Below are 25,126 nucleotides of genomic sequence, written 5' to 3'. Positions count from 1 at the left end.
TGGAGCCCATGGGCTGGTAGTCAGTGCGGTGACAGCATTCTTCTTAGTTAAGACATGTGGTGGCTCACCAAGATATTTCTGTGGCATCGCGACATCAGCCGGACGAGTCGTTGAGACTTCAATCTTGTCGAGCTTTGGCTTCTTTTTGATCTTCGCAGTACTTCCAGCATTTTCGAGAGCACCCAAATCAATCCACTTCTTAATGGTTGCTAACTCTTTCTCAGGTAGCTTGTCCGCATTCGGAGGCATCTTGGGAGTATCTTCATGGTTAATCAGTAACCACAAATAGCTGAACTCTCCGTCACCAGGGTCGATGACTTCACCAGAGGAACCACCTTCCATCATCGCGGCGTATTGATCGAGAACCAATCCGCCACTGCGATCATTGGAGTTGTGGCATGATCCACAACGTGCCCGGAAAATTGGGAGCACATGATCGTTGTAGGTGATTTTCTCAACTTCTTTCTTGTCTCCATCAGCAGCTTTTTTTTCTTCAGCAACTGCAAGTGAGGTTGAAAGAATCGCGAAAGTTAGAATCAGGTGGGGGAGACGTTGCATGGCGACGATCTCTTCGTTGTTATGGTGGGAATGCTGATGAGCTCTAATAAAACTGGAATCGATAATCGTCCTTCAGAGAAGAACAACTATCTCCACAGGATTATCCATGTTGCTTAGAGCATTTTCAATGCTTGTCGCGCCTGCGAGGAGCAGTCTCGTTATTCAGAGACTGCTCTTCACGAGGCTGGCAGAAACGAAATCCGCTGTTGAATTTGCTCTCGAACCGGTCCGAAAATTTGTGCTTGAACTCTCAAACAATGAGAAAACTTCATCACACGGGTTTTCGGATAGGGCTTTAGTGATTGAACAGGAACTCACGTGAGTTCAGGAGTGCCCAGAAGGCATCTTCCAGGCCTTGTTCAACATTTGTTCCTTCTGCATAAAGTGGAGCGAGCGCTTCCAATTCTTGCGGAGTCGGTTTTCGACTTAACGTGATGATATAAAATCGTTCGACAATCTGAGGTGGTGTCAGGCCATCTGTCATGAGCTTTTTGACAAGGCCACCTTGCTTCATTTTCGTGTTGACCGTATCTCCGTTCATTAGATGCAATGCTTGGGAGAGTGTTGGTTCCATTTTGACTTCACAAGAGCATGCTGTTTCGCGGGTTGCTCTTCCGAATGTTGTCAGGAAGTATGTCGACGTTGCTCCATCCGCAATTTGGACCGCACGGGCACCGACGGGGAGTTTTGCAAAGTCGTCTTTGGTGCCTGTTACATGGCTGACGATGTCGAGCATTGATTCGGCTTTAATACGACGAATCGTTTGATGTGCGAAGTTCTTCTCGTCAGTCGCGTTACTTTCGTTTCGACGAGTTGAGCGTTGGTACGTCTTTGACATACAGATATCACGAATCAGTTTCCGCATATCATAGTTGTACTCAGTAAACTTCGTCGCCAGGGCATCAAGAAGTTCCGGGTTGCTTGGAGGATTTGAGATCCGGACATCATCGATTTCTTCGACAATTCCAATGCCGTAGAAGTGATGCCAGATGCGATTCGCAAAGTTCTTCGCAAAGAAGGGATTCTCTGGAGATGCGAGCCAGTTTGCGACAACTTCACGTCGATCTTTCCCTTTGACATCCGGTGCAATTCCTCCCAGGAACTTCGGAACGGAATTCGCCTGAGTCACTGGGTGCTTGACTTCACCACTTCCGCGATTGTAGATGATTTGTTCACGGTAATCTTCGCCCCGTTTTCTTCCTACTTGTGCAAAGAATCCGGCGAAATCGTAGTAGTCATTTTGTGTCCAGCGGTCGAATGGATGGTTGTGACACTGGGCACATTGAATTCTCATTCCCATGAAAATCTGAGCGACGTTTTCAGCAACTTTCAGCTGGTCTCTTTCGATCTCGTAAAAGTTGGTCTGCGGAGTTTTGAAAGTCCCCCCACTTGATGAGAGAATGTCTCGGACCATTTTGTCGATAGGAACGTTGTTGGCGATTTGGTCAACAAGCCATTGGTAATACAGAAAGACCGACTTCTGAGAGACTTGGTTGCTGGACCGCATCATGAGCCATTCCGCCCATTTCGAAACCCAGACTTCAGTGAACTCTTTTCGTGCAAGGAGTTCATCAATCTTCTTGGTTCGTTTGTCGGCATCAGAATCCTGCAAAAACGCCTGGTACTCTTCAAACGTAGGTGTAAGGCCAATCAAATCGATTGAGACTCGGCGCAGGAATTCCTCATCAGTGCAGAGTTCCGATGGATGGAGTCGTAGCTTCTTCAGTTTCGCTCCGACAAGTTCATCAATGTAATTGACTGGTTCAGACGGACGTTCTTCGTATTGCAAGCCTTTTGGCAGCGAAAGAACCTGACCGCCAATTGTGTGAATGTCAAAACGAGCCATAATGAAAGACTCGCCACGCTCTCCAGCAGTGACAACTCCATCCGGGCTAACAGTCACAGCAGTTTCGTTGCTTGTTGTGAATGCTGCGAGTGACGTGACGTCACGCGTCGTTCCATCGGAGTAAGTAGCGATCACGACCATCCGTTGCTGTTCACCGGTTCCGTCCAGAACCGCTTGCTTCGGGTACATGACGATCGAAGTACAGTGAGCCTGATCAGCAGGGTCAACTGGGGTACCATTAGCGATCCACTCCACTAATACTTCGCAGAGTTTTGAATCGGCATCGAAACGTTTTCCACCTGTGTGAGGGACAGTTCCGATGGACTTTTCAATAAACAAACTTGCTTCCGGAACTGCGAGGTCAATACGGCGACCAGGTTGTTCGCGGGTAATTCGGAAGTGATCTCCATCGGGATCATACCCGAACAGAGATAAATTGAATCCGTCTTTTCCGCGAGCAGCACCGTGGCAACTTCCGGTGTTACAGCCAGCTTTGGTGATGACTGGCATTACGTCAAGTTTGAAACTGACAGGACGATCCTCGGCTGATTTTGTCACCTTGGTCGGAATTTGAACTGTCTTGCCTTCAGCTGTCACTGAAATCTGAGTTTCGCCATCCGCTTTGGGGAAAATCTTTGTGCCGTCTCGCGAAATGAATTTTTCGTCGGCGATTTTCCATTCGGACTTCTCGGTCAAATCCCGAGTCAGCCCATCGGAGTAAACCCCCTCAACAACCAATGATTGAAAATCACGTTTGGTGGTCAGGCTGATTTCCGCTGGAAACACCTTGAGTTCGACCAATTCAGCAGCTCCTGCTTGCGAAGCGAGCATACTGAAGACAGTAATGAGCAACATGTTCCTGCTCATGAGGAACTCCTTTATTATCGTTCAGTTGGATTCAAAATTGGTCCCATACACGGAAGGTCATCCCTTGCGACGCTTCCGGAATTGACTTAATCGTTATTACTCTTCTCCACCCGCAGCAGCCTGTTCTTTCTTCTGTAATCGAAGCATTTCCAAGCGGGTGAGTGGTTTTTTCGGTGGTTCTTTCTTTGCGACAACAGCAGGCTTCGGAGTCGCTGGAGCATCTTTCTTTGGTGGTGGAGGAGTGTCGACTCGAAGGCGTCCTGTGCCCAGGTTGTGGAGAACTGTTTCACCACTCTCGGGAACGATGACCTGGCAGAACACATTCTTGCTCATTCCTGGGGGAGTGTTCGCTGCCGCTTTAATGACAAAGTTCAGTTCTTCCACATCAGATTTCAATGTTAAGTTTTCTGCAGTGGCATTCGCAGGCAGACCAAGCAGGCGAACCTGAGCTTCCCCTTCGAAGTCTTTACGCTTTGTGATTTTGATCGGGTACACAATTTCTTTGCCTTGTTCGACTGCGCCCTGAGCGAATTCAAACGTCATGTACTGCTCTTCGACTTTCAGCGGAGCAAAGGGGGTGCAAAGCTCAATGTTGCCATTTCCGACTTTTGCGATACAGCGAAGAGAGATCATCGACTCTTGAACTGCGGCGTTACCGGCAGCGTTCACAGGCATGACTGCTTCCGTTTTTCCTTTCGGTATTTTCACCGATCGGCTGGAATTCACACCAGAAGGGTTCTGAAGCATTAACAATGAGATGTCTTCGTCCCAGCCTTCCTGCTTTTCACATTTCACTTTAAGGTTCATTGAACCGCCACGAACAAGTGGTGCTTTAGGAGCTTCAATCCAGACTTTGAAAGGAGCTTTCTCCGTCACAATGACTGGCATACGTACTACGTCTTCTTCCCAGACGCGATTGTTATTCTGACCTCGAATCATCAGAACTTTTTGTTGAAGCGGTCCGGCTACGTTTTTGTCTTTTTGGTTTGGATCGCTCAAAAAGACTTCAATGCCTGAGTATTTCCCAGCGAGTGGTGCGTTCTCATCTGCATAGAACACAACTGGCATTGAGCCTCCACTTCTCCAGCCTTCAGGGCATTCAATTCGAACACCTTCAGGCAGAGAATCACTTCGGAAGTCGACTGGTCCTCCGATGTTATCGCGGCGAACTGTTGCGACGATTCCAGAGCCAGCTCCTTGTGGAATGACGATCTGGTGCTGAACGTAGCGTGCGAATTCCACCGGGTCAGCAGTGATGGTTGGCTCGACAGGTGTCAGTTCAATTCGGTAGCTGAAAGCCTCGCCACCATTTTTCAAGTGGTCATAGACTGAAACAACGTATTCGCCATCAGCCGGGGCTTTGAATCGGGCATAACTATCTGGGCCGCGACTATCGTCGTTCGATGTGACACGCGCCCCGTTATCCATACGGTAAATAAACATGACTGGATCAAGAGCGGAACGTGACCGGCGAGCATAAACCTCGACGTCAAACTGCTGGTCTTTCTTTGCTGAAAACTTAAAGAAATCAACATCACCCGGCTCTGAAATAACACCATTGTAGGCTCCCGGAGCTGCTGCTGCGGTCGCTGTGGTTCGATCGTTATTTGGCTCTTGCTCAACGAAGTTATCGAGTGGACTGAGTCGGAATGGCTGCGCTGTTGGGGCGATTCCATACTCGTCCTGAACTTCGAGACCAAAGCGTTCCAGATTTCCATCAGCAGGCAAGGTCACTTCGCGAGTAATGGGGCCTGCAACATCTCCAACAAAAGTGACAGTGAGTTTCTCGCCCGGCTTTCCACCAGACGGAATCACTGCGTGAGGACGAGGAAAGTTTCCGATGTTTGCAAAGTAGTAAGCACGTCCATCACCGTTGTATGCAGAGTCTCGAACGAGAATCGTGTAGCGTCCATCTTTGGGGGCGATGATTGAGGCGACACTATCGTTCCAGGTCAACGCAGAATCATCGTTGACGGCGAGTTCGAATCTTTCTTCATTGATGATCGCTAAATACGGGTCGAAAAAGCTGGTTCCCGATGAGAAGCCCAATCGCATTCCGAAGACCTCGACCGAAATTCGCTCGCCTTTTTTGGCTTCAATAGCGTAATAGTCAGCGTCTTCTCGATCAATCCGCCCGTAGACGGCAACGTTCTTTTCAATCACCTGTGGAGCTGAAAACTCGGTGTTTGGTTCTTTTTCATCCACAATTGGATAAGGCGTGACATAAAAGTTCTGTAAGTCAGAAAGTCCGGTCTTGGTACGAATCCGCATTCGGTAGGTGCCAAGATTGCAGCCTTCTTTCAACTTAAGCGTCGCAGTGACCTGCTTTCCTTTTTGCTTCTCATCAGCTGGAAGTTCGAACTTGACGACTTCCAGACCTTCGTCATAAATCAAGAGCTCTTCGGCGTCATCTAAATTAGACCCCTGAAGTGTGACGGCGATTTCTGTCCCGCGCTGCGCTCCTCGCGGAGAGAGGTTGGTGAATCGTGGTGCTGCAGCGAAGGCTGCTTGAGCGACGAAGACAAAGCTAAAAACCAGGACTGATTTGAGTCCAAACTGAATTCGCATTTGGTCCCCCCATTGCGTTTCAGAAAATTGTAAGCAGAAGGTTGAGTAGACGCCAACATGTGCGTGACGGTTACGGTCGGTCGACTCTCGTTTCAACCAGAGTGTGCAACCCGATCAGAAAACTCACCGTCTATGTATAAATACAGGCGAACTCCACACCTGATGTGAAGCCCGCCTGTTGAAAATTCATTCTTTAAGCAAGCAGATCTTTGATGACTTTACCACCGTCAACGATTTCAATCGGACGATCGCCTGGGGCCATCAATTCTTTGTCTGCGACGATACCGAGCGTGTGGTAAACAGTTGTGAAGAAGTCTTCCACGCCGACAGCATCGTTTTCTGGTTCATCCGCTGTTGCGTTCGATGATCCGTATACGCTTCCTCGTTTGATTCCGCCACCAGCGAGTGCGACACTGAACACTTTCGGGAAGTGGTCGCGTCCGGCTGTTTTGTTGATCTTAGGAGTACGACCAAACTCAGTCGAAAGCACAACGAGTGTTTCGTCGAGCATTCCTCGATCGTCGAGGTCAGTTAGCAATTGAGCGTAAGCCTGATCCAAGGCAGGCATCGTTCGCTTCACTCCGGGAACGATGTTGTCATGCATGTCCCATCCGCCGTAAGTCAGGTTGACTAAGCGAACGCCTGATTCGACAAGTCGTCGAGCGAGGAGCATTCTTGCACCGGCCTGGTTACGACCATAAGCATCACGAAGTTTCGCATCTTCTTTTTCAAGATCAAAAGCTTCGCGGGCTTCAGGAGATGAGATCAAGCTGTAAGCAGACTCGTAAAATGAGTCCATCGCCGTGATCTGGTCAGACTGTTCACGACTTTGGAAGTATGCATTGACCGACTCGAGAGCGGATCGGCGGTTTGCAAACCGACTGTCGTCCACACCACTTGGAAGATTGAGGTCGCGAACTTTGAAACCGTTACTCGCAGGATCACTTCCGAGGGAGAACGGCGCGAAAGCTGAACTGAGATATCCACTTCCGGCAAATTCGTTTGGTTGGTTAGGAATACAAACGTAAGGAGGCAGATTGTTACGGCTTCCGAGCTGCTGGCTAATGACCGAGCCAACTGACGGGTAGCTCAGAGCAGGGCTGGGGCGATATCCAGTGAACATGTTGTGAGTTCCGCGCTCGTGTGCGGCTTCACCATGGGACATCGACCGAATGACAGTCATTTTGTCAGCAATTTGTGCTGTCTTGGGAAGTGTTTCACTGAACAGGACTCCGTCCAGTTTGGTTTTGATTTGTCCCATTTCCCCACGATACTCAATCGGAGCGTAAGGCTTCGGATCGAATGATTCCTGGTGAGCAAGGCCACCTGGGAGGAAAATGTGGATGATCGACTTCGCGGTTCCTTCAAAGTTATCGTAGTTCTTTAGTGCTCCCTGAGCTTCGCTTCGCAGCAGGTCAGGTAGCGTTAACGACGTCCCAGCGAGCACTCCGACCTGGAGAAACCCACGTCGAGAAAATTGTTTGAAGTGTTTTGGGGCGCAACCGTGTGAATTCTGAGTTGCAGACGCAGTTTGTGAAAGCTTGGCCATCGTCCGAGGCTCCTTTTCCTTGAGGATTACGGGGTCTGGTCAGCCATCCACTATGGGCCGCAAATCTAAGATGTTGAGTTGTTGGCAAAACAACTGAAGGTAGGACAGCTTAGTTGGCGGGGGGGAGTACACGTCCCGGTCATTGGTGGGTGGGCTGGCTGGGTTGTAGGCTTCTTAGGAAAACCTAGCGAGGAGTTTTTTAGAACGTCATCATCTTTATAATGTTCCATCAAACTCCTTGTATGTATTAACCACACTAGACTAGCAGAAACCAAGAGTCAATCAAAAAAAGCTTTCAATTTTCTCAACTTTCGAATTGATTGCCTGACTGACACACGTGAAATATTTTACCCAAAAGTTGTGTGTTCTGCAATCTGCCCGGTTTATGCCGAATCTGAGACGGCAGGTGTCTCTTTTTATCAACACGCTGCCTGAATCCTCTCTTCCCCTCAATTTCCTGAGCTAGTGTTTTCCGGACTACCGATTTTGCCGTCTCGATCAGGCTGTCAGAGCTGATCCGCCAACCGGATTCTGGCCTCTTTATCAGTGAGGCATCCAGGATCGCAAAACGGTTTTGAATCGGTATTTACCCAGCTGATGAAATATACTCTAGGAGAATGATCCATGGCTTCCCCGCCACTTTCCCGACTCAAGAAAGAGACTTCTCATGATGACTTCGAGAATCTCAAACGCCTGATTCACGGTAAGCTTGTTGACAAGCTGGACCTGAACAAACTGGGTGAATTGCAGGGTGATACTCTGCGTCGGGAAATCCGTCTGGTGGTCGAACATCTTTGCGACACAGAAAACCCTCTCTTGAATCGTTCCGAGCGCGAAAGGCTGATCGAAGAAGTTCTCGACGAAACATTCGGTTTCGGGCCTCTCGAAATCCTCATGAAAGAGGAAGGCGTCGCGGATATCATGATTAACGGGCCGAAACACGTGTTCGTTGAGAAAAACGGACGTATTCAACGTTCACCGGTGACGTTTCGAGATAATGACCACTTGCTCCAAATCCTGGACCGAATCGTTTCTCGCGTTGGACGCCGCATCGATGAAACGTCACCGATGTGTGATGCTCGCCTTCCCGATGGTTCTCGATTGAATGCGATCATCCCACCACTGGCTTTAGATGGGGCATCCCTCACAATTCGAAAATTTGGTTCCAAGCCACTGGCACTCGAAGACCTCCTCAACTTTGGAGCCTTCACACCAGAAATGGTGATGTTGATGGAAGGAGCGATCAAAGCTCGGCTCAACATTATTATCTCCGGTGGTACTGGTTCCGGTAAAACAACGCTGTTGAACACACTCTCAAGCTTCATTCAGTCAGACCAGCGTGTCATCACAATTGAGGATGCTGCGGAATTGCAGCTTCAGCAAGATCACGTCCTTCGCCTCGAAACACGCCCCTCCAACATCGAAGGCAAGGGGAGTGTCTCCGCGACCGACCTCGTGAAGAACGCCCTGCGTATGCGTCCCGACCGAATCATCATCGGGGAATGTCGTGGACCTGAAACACTCGACATGTTGCAGGCGATGAACACCGGTCACGAAGGTTCGATGACCACCGTTCACGCAAACAATCCTCGAGATGCTGTCTCTCGTATTGAGACCATGGTGACGATGGGTGGAGTTGATCTTCCGTTAAAAGCAATTCGACATCAGCTCTCCTCAGCTGTCGATCTGATCATTCAAGCCAGTCGTTTACAGGGTGGCCCGCGAAAACTGACGTACGTTACTGAAGTCCTGAACATGGAGCAGGACACAATCATCATGCAGGACATTTTCCGGTTTGTGCAGGATGGAATTGACGAGGATGGCAGGGCGTTTGGCCACTTTGAATCAACAGGAGTGCGACCGGCATTCATGTCTCGGCTGGAATCAGCGGGAGTCCGTCTTCCAGCAAACCTATTTTCCGCAAGAAGTCTGGGATAACCGGGCGTCAAATGAACTCCCTCCTGGCATCACTGGCACAAGAGATCGCAAACATGGAGTTCTCCTCCGGTCTCAACAGTCTTGGCAGGGCTTCCTAGCGTTTCGAAAACAAAACTACTCGCATCAAAAAAGAGGGGATTCCCCCAATGTGGACACTCGCATTTTTGCCTTTTGAAATTGACCCAATGATGGCCTCAATCGTGGCCTTCATTGCAGTCTTTGGCGGAGCCGTCGCTGCAATCTTTATGATGCAGGACGCTTCGAGTAAAGAGATTGAAGACCGCCTGGATGTGCTTTCTGGCAAGAAGAAAGCCAAAACAAAAGAGAACCAGGTCACTCGTGATGTACTCGTCAAAGAGAGTGTAAAGGGGCTGGCTGGCTTTTCTGAAAAGATCATGGAGCGGTTCACGAATATTCGGCTGCTTTTTGTTCAGGCAGACACCGCCATCAAACCCGAAGTCTTCTTCATGATCATGATTCTGTGTGGGGCTGTTGGAACTGCGTTTGCCGTCGCCATGCGTGCCGCACTTCCCTTATACCCATTGGTGTTTGTGATCTGTGCCATCCTGCCGTTCGGATGGCTGATGTTTAAGCGAAGTCGACGCTTCAAACGATTTGGAAAACAACTTCCCGATGCGATGGAACTCGTCGCTCGTGCTCTACGTTCTGGACACAGTCTCAACTCAGCTTTGAAAGTAGTTGTTGATGAACTCTCCGATCCCATCTCCAAAGAATTCAACATCGCATTTGAAGAACAGAATCTAGGCATCCCGATTGAGGATGCACTGAAACACGTATATATCCGTGTTCCCAACATGGACTACAAGTTTTTCGCGATGGCAGTTGCCATTCAACGGCAGTCCGGTGGTGATCTCGCAGAAATCTTGGACAAAATCGGAAAAATCATCCGGGACCGGTTCCGCATTATGGGTCAAGTCCAGGCGTTGACGGGGGAAGGTCGAATCTCCGGAATCGTGCTGATGGCATTGCCGCTGGCTCTGTTTGTCGCGGTTTGGAAATTGAACCCCGAATATGTGATGTTGTTGTTCACCGATGAGCTTGGACGCAAGATGGTCGCTGGTGCTGTTGTCCTCCAAATTCTAGGTGCCTACACGATTAAGAAAATCATTGCGATCAAAGTTTGATCAAATCACGTCATCAAAAAAATACGTACTCAATAAGTAGATTGAAAGAGAACATCCCATGGGTATGGAAATGCTCGTCCCTATCGTCGTCTTCGTCGCTGTCGTGGTTGGCGTCGGTGCTGTGATTGCCGCACTCTCCACGGGAAAAGATTCTCGCGTTGCAGAACGCCTGGATGAACTCCGCGAGGGGAAGAAAAAAAGCCAATCGAATGACACGCTCAAAGAAAGTGGCGTGAGCAGCGCATTCAAAAAGGCAGCCCCAGCACTATCGAAAGCACTTCAGCCGACCTCGGACCTTGAAGAAAGCAAACTTAAGGTCAAACTGGCAAACGCTGGGTTTTCCTCTCCGAATGCAAATACCATCTTCTTGGCGATTAAAGCTGCCTCGGCGGGAACGATGTTCTTTCTTTCAGGAGGAATCAGCCTTGCTCTTATGGGGCCGTCGACAGACGCTCTTTTGACCATTGTCGGTGCAGTTGGGGCCGGGATGTTCTTGCCTGGTGTCGTACTCACATTGCTGGCCTACAGCCGTAAAGGGAAAATTTTTCTCTCCCTTCCCGATGCACTCGACTTGCTCGTGGTTTGCGTTGAAGCGGGACTCGGCCTCGATGCGGCCATGAGACGTGTGACGGAGGAACTTGCAGACTCTGCCCCTGAAATTTGCCAGGAACTCAATCACTGTAACAAACAGTTGCAACTCGGACGAAATCGACGTGAAGTCTTACACGACTTTGGAGTCAGAACCGGAGATGATGATGTGAAAGCTCTCGCTGCGATTCTGATTCAGGCAGATAAGTTTGGATCTTCGATCGCACAAGCTCTTCGCGTCCAATCAGACACAATGCGAGTCAAGCGAAGCCAACTCGCTGAAGAAAAAGCAGCTGCGACTGCGGTGAAAATGATCTTCCCCCTCGTTCTCTTCATTTTCCCGGGGATTTTCGTCGTCTTGGTTGGGCCTGCTGCCATTATGATGATCAGGCAACTTCTCACTACGTAAGAAGTTATAATGCGTCCAGTGCAGCGACTGCTGCAGGCAGATACGTACTTTACCCAGCTTGACAGATCGGAGAATCTCCGGTCTGTTAAGCTGTTTTTTTATTTGGTAATTGTTTCCGGTTTGCATCTGGAGATTTCTGTGGGCATGTTAGGATGTCACGAATATGATCAACGAAATTTCGTTGTTTTGATGTCTTCATCTTTGTCAGCTATGATGTTTTTTTTGATCTGAAAAGGAAAACTCCAGGCAAGGGTGGACTGAATTGAATATGGGCTCCTAAAATCAGCGTTTGGACAACTCAGGGTTGTTTTCCCTGAATGTCCTTGCAGCCAAGGTCATATTTTTATGTGGGAAGACTGGGGTGTGGAGAGGTGTCAACTATGAATCGTCGTATCTCAATTATTGCGTTGGCATTGATGACAGTTTGTCTTCAAAGTGGGACCACTTACGCCCAAAATAACAATCTCAACTGGGCGGAGAAGATGTTCTCCGACTTGAAAGTCGATTTTGGAACCGTTGCGAGAGGGGCTGATACACGGCACTTCGTCGTCATCGAAAATCTTTATGAGGAAGACGTTGAGTTGGTCAATGTCGGAACAACCTGTGGTTGCACCGCTGCAAAGCCAGACAAAACACTTCTGAAAACTTACGAAAAAGCACGTATTGAAGTCGTCATGGACACGAAGAAGTTCATGCACCGCAAAGACTCCAATGTCGATGTGACACTACGCTTCCACGGAGCCGATGGGGTGGCGACGAAAACGGTTCGCGTTCCAATCACCGCGTACATCCGCTCTGATGTTGTCCTCACTCCGGGAAATCTGGATTTTGGAAGTGTGGAATTCGGACAAGCAGCCGAGAAAGTGATCAACATTGCCTACGCAGGTCGAAATGACTGGACGATTGAAGGCATCCGAAATGACAACCAAAACCTCGAAGCAAAGGTGACTGAAACCGAGCGTAGTAACGGTCGCGTCACATACCAGTTGACCGTCCGTCTCGACGAGAAAGCAAAAATCGGCCCTCTTCAAAACAAAATCTTCCTTCTCACCGACGATCAAAAGTCTCCCGAAGTCCCGGTTCTCGTCACAGGTCGTGTCGCTCCTGATATTGAAATTGTTCCGGGCAACGTCCCACTTGGAATTCTCGCAGCCGGTGAAATCAAACAATTCAACATCGTCGTGAAAGGGAAGCGTCCCTTTGCGATTAAAGACATTGAATGCGACGCACACCCAAACTGTTTTGAAATTCGCCCTTTGACGGAAGAATCCAAAACTGTTCATGTCATCCCCTTCAGGCTGACAGCTCCCGACACTCCTGGAGATTTTTCGGAAACATTCGCTGTCACCATCGATGGTCGCGAACAAACCCTCAGCTTCACCGCCGGTGGGAAAATTCGCGAAGGCGCCTAAGCTCGCGGTCCATAGGAATCGCAACCCAAGTGTTTGGTTGCCCACAACACTTGGGTTCTTGGAGTGGTATTGGAAATGAGGTAGGCGCTCAGATTCGTGGATCGATGTGATTCTCCACCTGAAAAGAACTCTCCACGGGCACACGTTAGTGCAAGCTGCTCTAACAATGGCAGGATCCAGGAATCTCACGTTGACACTGCAGGCCACTCAGCGGCGCTTCATGCCCCCGTCTTCACCTTGAAGGCTCACAGGGCATCTTCACGTACGAGACAATGATTCACACGAGGCTGTGATCCAAAAAAGGCTGTGATCTTTGCCTCCCACGTACGACGAAGCGGCTTGCTGGTACGACTGATCTGGCTGTCATCAGCCCCGCTGAATGAACGATTCTGCTCCTCGGGCTCCAAGTCGATTTCGCAGGAATGCGCCTGACTCTTTCCGTTGATGCCAACAGGTCTCGAATCGATCTTTCCCTCTCCGTTTGTGAATTCTCGACGGGTACCGTAAATTAATTGCACAGAATTACCCATCAACGCACTCTGTCGTGAAAATAGCGACTCAGCTTGGAAGTCTTATGAAATTCTCCATTGCGATCCTCACCTTGTCAGTCATTTTCACTTCAGCCTGCGGACTCGCTGAGGCTCAGGAGAAAACGTCAGATTACTATCCCTTCAAAGTCGGGATGAAATGGCGGTATCAAGTTGACTCTGGAAATGGAAACAAAGTTCCAATCGTTAACGAAGTCGCCGAGATTGAAAAGATTGACGATGAATCTCTCGCGCGAATTGAAACCTCGGTCAACGGCAAACTGGCAGCCACGGAACACATGAGCCAGACCAAGAGTGGACTCTTTCGGAATCGGTTCAACGGTGCGAAGGTTTCCCCTCCGATTCAATTGCTGAAGTTTCCGATTAAGAAGGGGGAAAAATGGGACTCGGAGACGAGTATTGCAGGGCAAAAAATTTCCGTCAATTGTGTGGTGGACCTGGACGAAGTCGAAGTTCCGGCAGGAAAATTTAAAACCGTCAAAGTCATAGTTGAGGCCAGTCAAGCAGGGGGTGGGATTTCCACGACATATTGGTTCGCCGATAACGTTGGGATTGTCCGACAAACAGTCGACATCAACGGACAAACGGTTGTCATTGAATTAGAGAAGCTGGAACCAGCCAAAGAGTAACTTTCATCGGAGAACCGAATCGCCATCGAACAGAATCTGTACAAGCCGAAAGTAAGCCTGTGAACATGTCGATGCTCAAAATCTGTTCACAACTCCATCTTCTGTTTCTGACGATGACATTGCTCACTCAGCAGGTCGGAGTTGCGGGCGAAATCGACTACGCCCGCGACATCCGTCCAATTCTCGCGAACAAATGCTGGCACTGCCATGGTCCCGATGAGCAGACTCGCGAAGCGGACCTGAGGCTGGACCTTCGCGAGCATTCCCAACATGTACTTGAATCTGAAGGGAACCAGCAAGTCGAACTGTTGAAGCGTATCACCTCGAGTGATCCCGATACGAAAATGCCTCCAGCGAACTCGAAGAAACCTCTTACCCAACCTGAGATCATTCTTCTCAAACAATGGATCAAGCAGGGGGCTCCGTTCGCGAAGCATTGGGCTTTTGAGTCTCCTGTCAAACCGGATATTCCTGAAACAGAAATTGCTCCAACCCAAACCGCGATCGATTATCTGGTTCTGCAAAAACTTAAAACGCTTCAGCTTCAACCATCGCTTCCGGCAGAGAAAACGACGCTCATTCGCAGAGCAACGATTGATTTGAACGGCGTGCTCCCGACGCTGGAAGAAGTCAATCAGTTCTTAAACGATGAGTCCCCCGAAGCGTACGAGCGTGTTCTCGATCGGCTGCTTGCCTCGCCGCGCTACGGTGAACACGTCGCCCGTCCCTGGCTGGATGCTTCTCGATACGCCGATACCGATGGCTATCAAAATGACCGTTACCGCTATCACCATGTCTGGCGAGACTGGTTAATCATGGCCTTCAATGAGAACAAGCCGTACGACCAGTTTCTCATCGAACAACTCGCCGGAGACATGCTTCCAGACGCGACGCTCAAGCAACAGATTGCGACCGGGTTCTGTCGCAATCATCGCATCAATTCTGAAGATGGGTCCATCCCCGCAGAATGGCATACCGAAAACGTTGTGGATCGTGTCGACACTCTTGGCACAGCAATCCTTGGTCTCACCATCGGTTGCGCCCGTTGTCATGATCACAAGTACGATCCCATTTCTGCAAAGGAGTATTACCAGCTCTTTGCTTACTTCAATAATGTCCCGGAATGGGGAGTTGGTCCAAACAACGGCAACAGCCCACCATTTATCAAAATTCCAGATTCATGGCCGAATCTGAAACCGGAAGAAGACGTTGCTCAAATTCCCGAACCACTCAAGTTGCACGATGCAAGAAAAGAGCAGGGGAACGGCCTCAAGCGACCTCAGGCCGGCGATCCGAAAACACTGATGGTCATGCAGGAAATGGCGGAGCCTCGTCCTACCTATGTGCTACTTCGCGGGCAGTACAACACCCCCGACCAATCGAAACAACTCACTCCCGGCATTCCCGCTTCACTTAATTCTTTCAATGCAGCCTCACCGCGCAACCGTTTAGAACTGGCTGAATGGCTCACACATCCTGAACACCCGCTGACATCGCGGGTCGCTGTCAATCACGTCTGGCAACGCCTGTTCGGAACGGGCCTTGTGAAAACGAGTGAAAACTTCGGGCTGCAAGGGGAATTGCCCAGCCACCCGGAACTACTGGATTGGCTGGCGGTCACATTCGTCGAATCGGGCTGGGATCTGAAACAGTTGCACAAAACGATCATGCTCAGCGAGACCTATCAGCAATCCTCAAGGACTACTCCCGAGTTGGCTGCGCTCGATCCTGAAAATCGCTTCCTGGCCCGCGGTCCACGCCATCGCATGAATCCGTTCGTGCTCAGAGACTCCGCCCTCGCTGCCAGTGGCTTACTCGTCAATAAAATGTACGGGCCGTCTGCGAAACCGTATATGCCTCCCAAAATCTGGTCTGCGATTTCAAACAACAAATACAAGCAGGATCAGGGAGACAATCTGTATCGTCGCAGCCTCTACACCTACTGGCGAAGAACGATTCCGCCTCCAACGATGCTCAACTTCAACTCGGCTGAGCGCGAAGTTTGTGTGGTCCGAAAGGAGAAAACAAACACGCCGCTGCAGGCACTGACTTTGATGAACAACATTACCTTCGTCGAGGCCTCCCGGTTTCTCGCTGAACGGATGTTGTCTTACTCCGAAGATCCGCAGGCAGCCGTTAGTCACGGGTTCCAGTTGATGACATCTCGCACGCCCAGCGAAGTTGAGTTAAATCTGCTTCTTGATGGATACACATCGTTTCTGCAAGACTTCGCTGCCCAAGACGCAAAAGCCAAACAGCTCCTGAGCGTGGGGGAGAAATCTCGCGATAAAAAATTTGAACTTGTCCAGCATGCTGCCATGACGATGACCGCTTCACTCATTTTGAATCTTGATGAAGCCATGACGAAAGAATAACAATCCCCGAATTTCAGGCTCAGAAAACTGGCAACAAATCAACGACTTGTAAAACAGAGCCATTGTCCTGACTGGTTTGCCCATACGATGATCCTTTTCAACTGACCTCTTCAGCACTTTTAAACAAGTGGCACACAATCATGAATCCAGTTGACGAATACCGACTACAGATGAATCGCCGACTCTTCTTCGGTCGCTCGGGAGTTGGGATCGCAGCGCTGGCATCACTGTTAGGATCGGACGGACAAGCAGCTGCAAAAGACCCGCAACGAAATTCCATCGGGGGACTCTCCGACCTCCCTCACACGGTTGCTAAAGCGAAACGAGTCATCTACCTGTTCCAATCAGGCGGCCCGTCACAGGTTGACTTGCTCGACTACAAGCCGCAGCTGAAAGAAAAGTTCGGGACTGATGTCCCCAAGTCTGTCTATCCCGATGAACGTAAGACAACGATGACATCGGCCCAGACAAAGTTTGCGACGGCTCCGAGTATTTTTAAGTTTCAACAGCGAGGAGAAAGCGGCCTCTGGATGAGTGAAGTCCTCCAGAACACCGGCCAAATGGCAGATGATTTGTGCATCATCAATTCCATGCACACCCCAGCTATCAATCACGATCCCGCGATGACCATGCTGCAAACCGGATCACAAATCCCCGGTCGTCCCAGCATTGGCTCGTGGCTGAACTACGGACTCGGGTCTGAAACATCGGACCTTCCCGCCTTTGTCGCAATGAGTTCTAAAGGAAGTGCCAAGCAGGGGCAGCCACTGTACGATCGGCTTTGGGGGAGTGGCTTCCTGCCGTCGCAGTATCAGGGAGTCAAGTTTCGAAATCAGGGAGCACCCGTCCTCGACATCTACGATCCTCCAGGAGTCAGTCGCGAAATTCGACGCAAAATGCTCGACCAGTTGGCGAAGCTGAACGAACTCAAGTACGAACAGGCTGGCGATCCTGAAATCGAAACTCGTATCAAGCAATACGAACTTGCCTTCGAAATGCAGCGATCTGTCCCGGACCTGCTCGATACGACACAAGAAACTCAAGCAACGCTGAATCTTTACGGCCCTGATGTTCATAAGCAGGGGACCTATGCGTACAACTGCCTGCTCGCCAGAAGACTTGCTGAACGCGGAGTCCGTTTCATTCAACTGTTTCACCAAGGCTGGGATCAACACGGCGGATTGCCACGCGGTGTTCGCGCACAGTGTCGGGATACGGATCAGCCGACAGCTGCATTGCTTGCAGATTTGAAATCGCGAGGCATGTTAGAAGACACCCTCGTTGTCTGGGGCGGCGAGTTTGGGCGAACAATTTACTCTCAGGGAAAGCTGACCCCAACGAACTATGGTCGCGATCACCACGGTCAATGCTTCTCTGTCTGGCTCGCAGGTGGTGGCGTTCAAGGCGGACTGACTTACGGAGCCACGGACGATTACAGTGTCAATGTCGTTGAGAATCCAGTCAATGTCCACGACCTGCATGCCACGATGCTTCATCTTTTAGGCATCGACCATGAACGCCTCATCTACCCTTTCCAGGGGAGAGACTTTCGCTTAACCGACGTTCACGGAAAAGTCGTCAATGAGATATTGGTTTGATCTCTGAAATGGAAAATCATCGACATCACGATCGACATCACAGCGTGACTTCAACGAATGAATCGAGATCAGGCGAACTCGCAGCTCTCGGTTTTGCGATCTGCTTTCCGAGCATCTTGACATTTGCTTACTTCGTCTTGTTTGCAGGTCACCCAGCGAGTGCTTCGGTTTATGGGATCGGGAAGGTGATCCAGTTTGGATTTCCAGCGATTTGGGTGTTCCTTGTTGTGCGTGAAAAAATCCCGCGAATGACGCTGAAAGTCGCGGGTAAGGAATTTTATTGGTTGCGACTCGGTGCTGGATTCGGGCTCGCAGTTTCCGGATTGATGATTGCTCTAGCCTTTCTGTGGCTGAAACCGAGCGGCTTTCTTGATGGTCCTGTCATTGCAATTCAGGGAAAGATTGCAGACATGAACGTCGACTCATTTTCTGCCTACGTGGTGGTCAGTGTGTTCTATTGTCTCTGCCATTCACTGCTTGAGGAATATTATTGGCGCTGGTTTGTGTTTAAGCGATTGCAAACGTTCGTCCCGATTCCGGTTGCGATTCTGGTCTCAAGTTTGGGCTTCATGGCCCATCATGTGATTGTCTTGGCCATATTCTTCGGTTGGGCATCACCTGCGACGTATCTCTTTTCATTGTGTATCGCTGTCGGTGGAGCAGTCTGGGCGTGGATGTACGAGCGGAGCGGGTCGATTTACGCACCTTGGCTAAGCCATGCTCTCGTCGACGCTGGAATATTTCTGCTGGGATATCTGCTCGCCGGAGAGTTATTGACCTGAGGATTCAGTCGCTTTCGCAGCCGATGCAATTCTCACCGCACAGAACTTGAACTCAGGGATTTTTCCGTCAGGATCAAGTTCATCGATCGTGAGAATGTTTGCAGAGGCTTCGCGGAAGTGGAAGGGAATAAAGATCGTCCCTGCTTCGACGGAGTAGTCGCTGCGCACTTGAAGTTCAATCTCACCTCGTCGCGAAGCAACACGAATCTGCTCGCCATCTTCCAGATGATAACTTTCAAGGTCTTCAGGATTCAGGGCAGCAAAGGCGACCGGTTCGATGGCATCGAGAGCATCGCTACGACGGGTCATGCTCCCGGTGTGCCAATGTTCTAAGACGCGGCCGGTCGTGAGCACTAATGGATATTCTGCGTCAGGAAGTTCCTTAGCTGGTAGAAAACTACATGGAACGAACTGAGCCCGCTTATTAGGTGTCGGAAATCCATCTCCAAACAAAATTTGCTCTCCGTCGCTGTTTTCAGCATCTTCGCAGGGCCACAATTTTCCGGTTGAGCCGAGTGCCTGATGGCTGAGTTTGGCATAGCTCTCTGTCAGCGATGCAAACTCATCGAAGACACTGGAAACGTCTTCATAGTCCATCGCCAGCCCCATCCGTCTGGCAATTTCGCAAATGATCTCCCAGTCGAGTCGTGCTTCTCCGGGGGAGTCGAGGACTTTACGGCCGAGTTGAACGCGACGGTCGGTGTTCGTGTACGTTCCTGTTTTTTCGAAGAAACTGCTTGCAGGCAAAATGACGTCCGCGAATTCTGCGGTTTCAGTCAGGAAAATATCCTGCACGACGAGGAAGTCGAGTGAGGAAAGTCCTTTGCGGACTTTATTCGCGTTCGGGTCCGAGAGAAACGGATTCTCTCCCATGATGTACATCCCGCGGATTGATCTCGCCAGCGCCCCCCTCATAATCTCGACGACAGTCAGCCCTGGATTTGGATCGAGTTGTACACCCCAGGATTGTTCAAACTTGCTACGAATTTCGTCATTGGTGACTGATTGATAGTCAGGAAAAACCATCGGGATCAGTCCGGCGTCGCTCGCACCCTGTACGTTATTCTGTCCACGTAATGGATGTAGTCCAGAACCTGGCTTGCCGACGTTTCCGGTCAGAAGGCACAGCGAAATCAGGCATCGTGCATTATCTGTCCCGTGGGTATGCTGAGAAATTCCCATTCCCCAAAAGATGAGCATACTGCCAGACTTTCCGTTGGGAGTTGCTTCTCCGATCGTTTGGGCAATCGCTTCGATTTGCTCCGGCTCGATTCCACAAATTAGCGAGGCAGCTTCTGGCGTCCAGTCATTCAAGACGAGTTGTTTCAGGTCTTCGAACCCTTCGGTAAACTCGTCGATGTATTCGTTGTCGATCAGGCCATCTCGGATCAAACAATGCATCACACCGTTGTAGAAAGCGACGTCACTTCCCGGATTGATTTGAGCAAAATGAGTCGCATATCTCGTTAAGTCGTGATCACGTGGATCGACAATGATCAATTTTGTACCGCGGTCAACCGCTGCTTTCATGAAGGTTGCTGCGACGGGATGATTCGCCGTCGCATTTGATCCGGTGATTAAGCAGACCGCTGAATTTTCGACATCTGCAAAGACATTGGTGACCGCGCCAGACCCGATTGTTTCCATCAAGGCAGCGACCGAAGATGCGTGGCACAACCTTGTGCAGTGATCAACATTGTTGGTTCCAAAGCCAGCACGGATCAACTTCTGAAACAGATAGGCCTCTTCATTCGAACACTTCGCAGACCCGAAGCCGGCCAACGCATTGTTGCCATGTTCAGATTGAATCGCAGTCAGTTTTGAAGCGACAAGATCGAGAGCTTCTTCCCACGTCGCCTCCCGAAAGGCAGCGTAGACATTTTCATCTGTTACGATTCCGCCCGGCTTTTTTTTCTTCCCTGACAGTGAAGATTTCACTTCGGCCGAGAGCGGACCTTTGGGGTAGTGTTCTTCTCGGCGAATCAACGGCTTGGTGAGTCGCTGTGGGTGCATGGTGTAATCCCAGCCGTAGCGCCCCTTGACGCATAATCGCCCATGATTCACCGGACTCTCTCGACCGTCTGCTTTCACAATCGAGTTGCCTTGCTTCTGATAAGTGATTGAGCAACCGACGCCACAATATGGACAAACGCTGTCGATGTTTGTGACCGGCAAGGCAATATCGAAAGCTGATTTTGCATTGGCCTTATGAGAGAGGGCATCTGTCGGACAGGCCGCGGCGCACTCTCCACAAGAGACACATGTGCTTTCGCCCATGGGATTGTTGAGGTCGAAGGAGATCTGTGCGGTATAACCTTTCCCCGACCGGCTCATCACATCATTTGACTGAATTTCGTCGCAAGCTCGAATGCAGCGATCACACATGATGCAAGCTTGATGATCGACAAAGATGACAGGGGAACTCGCATCGTGTGGACGTGGCTGGTGTGGGCGCGAATGCTTGTCCGTTTTTTGATTCAGTTCGCGAAACAGGTCAAGCGTTTCGTCCTGTGCAATTCCATCTTTATCAACCAGTTCGAATTCAATCCCCAAATCCGTCAGCAGATTCGCCTTCGGCAGACATTCATTCTCTTTGGCTTGTGTCTGCTTGTAATCGCTGAGTAATAACGATGTGAGCATCCGGCGATGTTTTTTGACCTTGTCGCTGTCGGTCTGGACTTCAAGGTCGGGTTCACATTCGCGCATGCAGGAGGGAGCAAGGGTGCGACCACCGACATCGACGACACACATGCGGCAAACGCCGACCGGGTCCATCTTTTCAGAGTGGCACAAGACCGGAATGTCGATTCCCTGATCGCGGGCTGCTTCCCAAAGAGTTGTCCCGGGGGCAACAGAAACCTGCTGCCCGTCAATGGTCAGTTCGATAGAGGTCGTAGTGTCCATATCAGTTGCCATGGCTGGGGGTTTCCTCCGGGAACTGTTTCAGCATCGAAATGACAGGTGCCAACGCGACTTGTCCTAATCCGCAGATGGATGTTTCCTGAAGCGTCTCGTGTAGTTCGTCCAGAACCTGCAACTGCGATGCGGCGTATTCTCCGCTGGAAACACTTTCCAGAAGCGCGACCCCTTTTTCACTACCAACTCGGCAGGGAACGCACTTCCCGCAAGATTCATTTCGGAAGAATCGTGTGATGTTTGTCGCGATGTCGTACAAGTTTCGATCTTCATCGAAAATCATAATCGCCCCGGTCCCAAGCATGCTGCCCACTTTTTTGACAGCTGGGAAATCGATTGGTGTGTCCAGAAATTCCGGTTTCAAAAAGAGAGAACTGGCACCTCCGGGGAGGAAAGCTTTCACCGATTTATTGTCGCGAACGCCACCGGCCATCTCGATGACAGTGGCGAATGTTGTCCCCATTGGAACTTCGAAGACTCCCGGATTTTTGACATCACCGGAAATGCAGACAAACTTCACACCTTCGAATTCTCCAATGCCCTGATCTGCCCACCACTGCGGGCCGTTCCCGATGATGGACGGAGCCACTGCAAATGTTTCTACGTTGTTAATCAGCGTCGGTTTCCCCCACAACCCAACTTGTCCGGGGTAGGGAGGTTTGTTTCGGGGCTCGCCTCGTTTGTCTTCGAGTGCCTCAAGCAGGGCAGTCTCTTCCCCAAGGATGTACCCTCCCGGTGACGTGAAGACTTCCATTTCGAAACGCCTGCCAGACTCAGCCGCATTCTCGCCGAGGAGCCCTTGTTTGTAAGCGTCCTCAATGGCTTGTTTGAGGATCGCTTCTTCCGGGCCGTATTCATGTCGAATGTAAACAATTCCTGATTCAGCACCGATCGTCAGGCCAGCAAGCAGCATCCCTTCGATGATTAAATGAGGAGCATGGCGGAGTATTTCCCGATCCTTGAACGTCCCCGGTTCACTTTCGTCGGCATTGCAAATGACGTATTTCGTCTCCGCTTGTTCTTTCGCGACAAGTTCCCATTTCAGACCGGTCGGAAATCCTGCTCCTCCGCGACCTGTGAGGTTCGTTCCTTTCAGAAGTTCAATACAAGTTTGCGAAAGGTCGTTTTCGGAACTGACCAACTCTTTGACGACTCGGTATCGTTCGTCGATCGATTCATACAGATCAGACATCCAGTTTGGCGTTGGGGGGATCGCGTCAGCAACTTCTCCGTGAGACCCATAGTTCACCAAAGTGGTCGTGGCATCAAAATTGTTCAACGTACTTGGTGCGATCGGAGCATCATTCACGACCACTGCGGGGGCAGCATCGCAGCGACCAAGGCAGGAGACTTCTCGCAACTCGAAATCGACATTCTGTTGATTGAGCGTGTCCAAAAGAGCCTGTCTCGATGCAGAGTGCTCTGCCATTTGGCAACAGGCATCGCGACAAACATCGATCGTGAATTGTTTCGGGGCTTCTCGACGGAACGCTGGATAGAACGAAACCAGCTCTTCTAATCGATAGAGCGGGATTTTCTGATTCCTGGAGATCTCTCGTAGATTTTCATCGCTGAGATATCCCTGTTCGTGCTGTTGTTCCATCAATTGGCGAAGTAATTTCACTGATTTTTCTCCGCGACTCTGTTTTCACCAATGCAATACAAATGCTTCAACCCGCGAATGAAAATAAGCCCGTTGGCAATTGCCGGTGACGCGCGGCACTCTTCTCCGATTCCATTCACAGCCACAATGTTTGGCTTATCACCCGGCTTCACAATGGTCGTTCTGCCGTCATCATCAAGAAAGTAAACGAGTCCATTTGCAGCGACAAGCGATGTACTGAAATGCCGACCCAATCGATCTCGCCAAAGCCTGTCACCCGTTTTCGTGTTGAAGCAATTTGCAATACCGTGATCGTCTGCCACGAACAGATAATCCCCAACTACAACAGGGGAGGGGACATAGCATTTCGCATTTGTCTTGTGCCAGACAACATGTGTGTCGGTGACGTTCCCTTTGCCAGTGGGGTCGATCGCCATCACGTGGTAAGTCGGATAACCGGCAGAAAGATAGAACTTCTTGCCATCGTAAACCATCGAGGAAACAAACTGCTCGGTCGGGCCGTCAACTTTCCAGTGTTGTTCGCCAGTTTCTGGATCGTAGCTGGCAACATGTGAACTTCCAGAGAGCACCATTTGAGTGCGCCCGTCGATCTCACGGATCAGAGGTGTCACGTAGCTGCGAGTTTTGTGATCGCGATCCACTTTCCAGATCGTTGCTCCGGTCTCTTTATCGAGGGCGACAAGATAAGACTCTCCGTCATGGTCACCATTGACGATGATTTTGTCTTTGTAAAGAACAGGGCAACTGCAGAATCCATGGACGCTGACGAACTTCCCCGGCTTCGCTTTCCAAACGGCACGCCCCTGAAAATCGTACGCAGCCACAACAATTTCTCCTGGCGTGACAGGCCGGGCTTTGCCCACGTTTTGGGCATCGATAGTTTTCCCCTCAACTTTGAGGAAAGTAACATAAACATACTTTCCATCAGTCGCGGGTGTTCCTGAAGAATGGCTGTTGAACTTGTGAAGTGTTTCCAGCGGAGACTTCACGACCGTGGTCTTCCAGAGAATCTTTCCTTTCGTGCGATCCAGGCATAACAAGACTCTCTCCTGAGTCTCCTTCATACAGGAGGTGAGAAAGATCCGGTCCTCCCAGACAATCGGCGATGAATATCCATCGCCAGGGATGTCCGTTTTCCAAAGAAGATTTTTCCCATCGCCGTCCCATTCGGTCGGGACGTCATTCTCTGCACTCAGCCCATCGCCAGTCGGTCCCCGCCATCCGGGCCAGTTCTCGGCTGTTGCAAATGAGACAGTTGCAAAAAGAGTCATTGCCAAGGGAACGACACTTAAACTGAGTCGACAAAGCACTTTGATTCTCACGATCATCGCTCCCATCTTGATTTGCCGTTTCATCTCATGGGCCATTTCATCTCATGGATTGTGACAACTTCTCGAATTCACGAAACCATTCCAACGTAAGTCAACATCACCAGAATTGAAAACGCAACCATCGTCGTCCCGCACCCTACTTTGGAAGTCTGAATTGCATCAGGATCTTGTTCCAAAAGTTGGGCTGTGAGTCGATCGATGAACTCTTTCGATTCTTTCAGTCCTTGGCCAGTATACTCACGATAGGATTTTATCGCCCGGATTTTTTTCCCAGACTTGATCGCATCGAGAATTTCCTGGCGTTGTTCTTCATTGAGGTCAGACATCGTGTCTCCTGATTTAGAGCAGCTTTCGAATTGGCGTTCAGATTCTGCCTCGTAGCGAACAGCATTTTCATTCGTGAAATGCGTTCTTCACGGGCACACGGAAGAGCAAATTGCTCT

General features: G+C 50.1%; 17 protein-coding genes. 8 read left to right on the top strand and 9 right to left on the bottom strand.

From position 1 onward, the window contains the following. The 4 genes from ACN0YR_RS15420 to ACN0YR_RS15405 all read right to left on the bottom strand — a co-directional run. Positions 1-558: c-type cytochrome domain-containing protein (locus ACN0YR_RS15420; RefSeq protein WP_417850138.1), on the bottom strand; the 558-nt coding region annotated here is incomplete at its 3' end. 295 nt (positions 559-853) lie between these two features. Then, positions 854-3,271: a DUF1549 domain-containing protein gene (locus ACN0YR_RS15415; protein ID WP_417850137.1), complete on the bottom strand. Its 2,418-nt coding sequence runs from the start codon at positions 3,269-3,271 to the stop codon at positions 854-856. 96 nt (positions 3,272-3,367) lie between these two features. After that, entirely contained in the window at positions 3,368-5,839 is a 2,472-nt protein-coding gene (locus ACN0YR_RS15410; RefSeq protein ID WP_417850136.1) for a PPC domain-containing protein, read from the bottom strand. A gap of 193 nt (positions 5,840-6,032) precedes the next feature. Next, positions 6,033-7,388, bottom strand: a complete 1,356-nt coding sequence (locus tag ACN0YR_RS15405) for a DUF1501 domain-containing protein (RefSeq protein WP_417850135.1) — start codon at positions 7,386-7,388, stop codon at positions 6,033-6,035. Between the two features lie 624 nt (positions 7,389-8,012). On the opposite strand from ACN0YR_RS15405, the gene ACN0YR_RS15400 reads away from it, so the two are divergent. The 4 genes from ACN0YR_RS15400 (at position 8,013) to ACN0YR_RS15385 (ending at position 12,880) form a co-directional block, all read left to right on the top strand. Continuing rightward, positions 8,013-9,326 carry a CpaF family protein gene (locus tag ACN0YR_RS15400; protein WP_417850134.1) on the top strand — a complete coding sequence of 438 codons (1,314 nt, stop codon included), beginning with the start codon at positions 8,013-8,015 and terminating at the stop codon, positions 9,324-9,326. Between the two features lie 146 nt (positions 9,327-9,472). Then, positions 9,473-10,471, top strand: a complete 999-nt coding sequence (locus ACN0YR_RS15395; RefSeq protein WP_417850133.1) for a type II secretion system F family protein — start codon at positions 9,473-9,475, stop codon at positions 10,469-10,471. 58 nt (positions 10,472-10,529) lie between these two features. Continuing rightward, a complete protein-coding gene (locus ACN0YR_RS15390) occupies positions 10,530-11,468 on the top strand; it encodes a type II secretion system F family protein (protein WP_417850132.1) in 939 nt (312 codons plus the stop codon). Between the two features lie 380 nt (positions 11,469-11,848). Further along, positions 11,849-12,880 (top strand): DUF1573 domain-containing protein, encoded by a 1,032-nt coding sequence (locus ACN0YR_RS15385; protein ID WP_417850131.1) that lies wholly within the window; start codon positions 11,849-11,851, stop codon positions 12,878-12,880. Between the two features lie 245 nt (positions 12,881-13,125). Here ACN0YR_RS15385 and ACN0YR_RS15380 read toward each other — a convergent pair whose 3' ends face one another. Continuing rightward, positions 13,126-13,410 (bottom strand): hypothetical protein, encoded by a 285-nt coding sequence (locus ACN0YR_RS15380; protein ID WP_417850130.1) that lies wholly within the window; start codon positions 13,408-13,410, stop codon positions 13,126-13,128. A 44-nt stretch (positions 13,411-13,454) separates the two neighbouring features. On the opposite strand from ACN0YR_RS15380, the gene ACN0YR_RS15375 reads away from it, so the two are divergent. The 4 genes from ACN0YR_RS15375 (at position 13,455) to ACN0YR_RS15360 (ending at position 18,812) form a co-directional block, all read left to right on the top strand. Then, positions 13,455-14,057 carry a hypothetical protein gene (locus tag ACN0YR_RS15375; protein WP_417850129.1) on the top strand — a complete coding sequence of 201 codons (603 nt, stop codon included), beginning with the start codon at positions 13,455-13,457 and terminating at the stop codon, positions 14,055-14,057. Positions 14,058-14,122: 65 nt separating this feature from the next. Next, positions 14,123-16,432 (top strand): PSD1 and planctomycete cytochrome C domain-containing protein, encoded by a 2,310-nt coding sequence (locus ACN0YR_RS15370; RefSeq protein ID WP_417850128.1) that lies wholly within the window; start codon positions 14,123-14,125, stop codon positions 16,430-16,432. Between the two features lie 140 nt (positions 16,433-16,572). Continuing rightward, positions 16,573-18,030, top strand: a complete 1,458-nt coding sequence (locus tag ACN0YR_RS15365; protein ID WP_417850127.1) for a DUF1501 domain-containing protein — start codon at positions 16,573-16,575, stop codon at positions 18,028-18,030. 8 nt (positions 18,031-18,038) lie between these two features. Next, entirely contained in the window at positions 18,039-18,812 is a 774-nt protein-coding gene (locus tag ACN0YR_RS15360) for a CPBP family intramembrane glutamic endopeptidase (protein ID WP_417850126.1), read from the top strand. On the opposite strand, the gene fdhF is transcribed toward ACN0YR_RS15360, so the two are convergent. The 4 genes from fdhF to ACN0YR_RS15340 are packed head-to-tail and all read right to left on the bottom strand — an operon-like array spanning position 18,801 to position 25,009. Continuing rightward, positions 18,801-21,728, bottom strand: coding sequence for a formate dehydrogenase subunit alpha (gene fdhF / locus ACN0YR_RS15355; protein ID WP_417850125.1), 2,928 nt, complete (start codon positions 21,726-21,728; stop codon positions 18,801-18,803). The genes ACN0YR_RS15360 and fdhF overlap by 12 nt on opposite strands. Next, a complete protein-coding gene (locus tag ACN0YR_RS15350; RefSeq protein ID WP_417850124.1) occupies positions 21,718-23,352 on the bottom strand; it encodes an NADH-ubiquinone oxidoreductase-F iron-sulfur binding region domain-containing protein in 1,635 nt (544 codons plus the stop codon). Before ACN0YR_RS15350 ends, fdhF begins: the two co-directional genes overlap by 11 nt. Further along, positions 23,349-24,707 carry a PQQ-binding-like beta-propeller repeat protein gene (locus tag ACN0YR_RS15345; RefSeq protein WP_417850123.1) on the bottom strand — a complete coding sequence of 453 codons (1,359 nt, stop codon included), beginning with the start codon at positions 24,705-24,707 and terminating at the stop codon, positions 23,349-23,351. Before ACN0YR_RS15345 ends, ACN0YR_RS15350 begins: the two co-directional genes overlap by 4 nt. Positions 24,708-24,751: 44 nt before the next feature. Then, entirely contained in the window at positions 24,752-25,009 is a 258-nt protein-coding gene (locus ACN0YR_RS15340; RefSeq protein WP_417850122.1) for a ribosomal protein L7/L12, read from the bottom strand. Positions 25,010-25,126 lie beyond the last annotated feature (117 nt).

The sequence above is a fragment of the Thalassoglobus sp. genome (assembly GCF_048270125.1).
Lineage (GTDB): Bacteria > Planctomycetota > Planctomycetia > Planctomycetales > Planctomycetaceae > Thalassoglobus.
The sequence above is the reverse complement of the archived record's forward strand: the minus strand, read 5'-3'. Positions and strand labels throughout refer to the sequence as shown.